Origin of the sequence: Delftia sp. DT-2 (assembly GCF_028401915.1) — a bacterium.
GTDB lineage: Bacteria > Pseudomonadota > Gammaproteobacteria > Burkholderiales > Burkholderiaceae_C > Comamonas > Comamonas tsuruhatensis.
Genome location: NZ_JAQOTI010000051.1, coordinates 1 through 1,554, shown reverse-complemented (window position 1 = coordinate 1,554; position 1,554 = coordinate 1). Strand labels below are relative to the sequence as shown.

Here is a 1,554-nt window from a genome sequence, read left to right as displayed (position 1 = left end):
TGGAGCGGGAAAACGGGTTCGAACCGTCGACCTCAACCTTGGCAAGGTTGCGCTCTACCAACTGAGCTATTCCCGCATATCTGTCAAGCTGTGCGCCTCACAGAGCAGACTTGAATTCTAGCGCAGATTTCCGGCACTCCGGACCAAGTACGGAAAAAATCCGCGTCGAAGCGGATCAATGCCCACCCGCACAGCAGCCCGCTCCATGCCGTCGCTTACTTGCCGTCGATGCGGTCCTGCATGCGCTTGGCGCGCTGTTCAGACGGGGGGTGAGAGCTCAGGATGGAGCTGCCGCCACTGCCACCGCTGAGCTTGGCCAGCTTCTGGAACGATGTGACCAGGCCCTGGCGACTCATCTTCTTTTCCGTGAGCAGGTCGAAGGAATAGTCATCAGCCGCCGACTCCTGGGACTGGGAGAACTGGGCGTTGATGAACTTCTCACCCAGATCTCCGGCCTGCGAGCGCGACAGCGAGGCCAACGCGGAATTGCCGCTATTGGCTGCAATCGAGCGCGCAGCCGATGCCGCATAGGCCGTTTGCATGCGCTTCTTGCTATGGCCCAGCGCCACATACCCGATCTCATGGCCAATCACGCCACGCAATTCATCGTCGTTCATCAGATCCATCAGGCCGCTGTAGACGCGAATGCAGCCATTGGCCATGGCCCAAGCATTCACGTCCTGCGTCATATAGACCTTGTAGACGGCTTTTTTCCCATTGACGGCCTGCGGCATGCTGGCAATGACCTTGTTCAGCCGCACCGTGTACTTGCTCTTGGCATCGGCCACCTTGTTCTGCGCATCCATGGCCGCGCAGGAGTCGTTGGACAGCGTGACCACATCGTCATCCGTGAGCGTCATGGCCTTCATGGCCGTGGAGCCTGAATCCAGCAGCCCGCCCACATCAGCGGACTCCATGGTTTTACAACCCGCCAGCACCACGCCGCTGGCAACAATCGCCGTCAATAGCTTGATCTTCATAATCCCTCTCGATGAATGAAGCGCGCATCATATCCACGACCGGCCAATTGAATCCACTGCCAATGGCAAGCCATTTGCACTTTTTTGCAATTTTCCAATCAACTTCCAATAAGCACGCTCGCGGCGAGGATCCAGGCAGAACAATTGGAAACAAAATAATTCACCGAACTGGCAATGAATTACAGAATGGAATTCTCTTCATGTCACAGAAGAACAAGCCCTGAACCACTCGCAGAGTGCCGAAACTTTAGAGAGAGGGAGAGATGGAGCTTGACCGGGCACGGGGCTGGCTCGAACCAGACAGCAAGGACAAGCCATGATCCTGACGCAGAAAAAAAAAGGCCCCGAAGGGCCTTTTGAACTGTTTTCGCAATGAATTTTTGGAGGCGCGAACCAGAGTCGAACTGGTCTAACCGGATTTGCAATCCGGGGCATAACCGCTTTGCTATCGCGCCAAAATCACTATCAAACAACTACAGCATTGCTGCAGTTTTTAGAAACTGGAGCGGGAAAACGGGTTCGAACCGTCGACCTCAACCTTGGCAAGGTTGCGCTCTACCAACTGAGCTATTCC

The 1,554-nt window shown here is 55.3% G+C and carries 1 protein-coding gene and 2 tRNA genes; all 3 read right to left on the bottom strand.

All coding sequences use genetic code 11. The features are described 5' to 3' along the window. The 3 genes from PO605_RS30735 to PO605_RS30725 all read right to left on the bottom strand — a co-directional run bounded on the left by PO605_RS30735 (position 1) and on the right by PO605_RS30725 (position 1,435). Positions 1 to 76: transfer RNA gene (locus PO605_RS30735), tRNA-Gly, on the bottom strand. Positions 77 to 215: 139 nt separating this feature from the next. Continuing rightward, positions 216 to 980: a M48 family metalloprotease gene (locus PO605_RS30730; protein ID WP_047473824.1), complete on the bottom strand. Its 765-nt coding sequence runs from the start codon at positions 978 to 980 to the stop codon at positions 216 to 218. Between the two features lie 381 nt (positions 981 to 1,361). After that, positions 1,362 to 1,435 (bottom strand) — tRNA-Cys (locus tag PO605_RS30725). Positions 1,436 to 1,554: the final 119 nt, after the last annotated feature.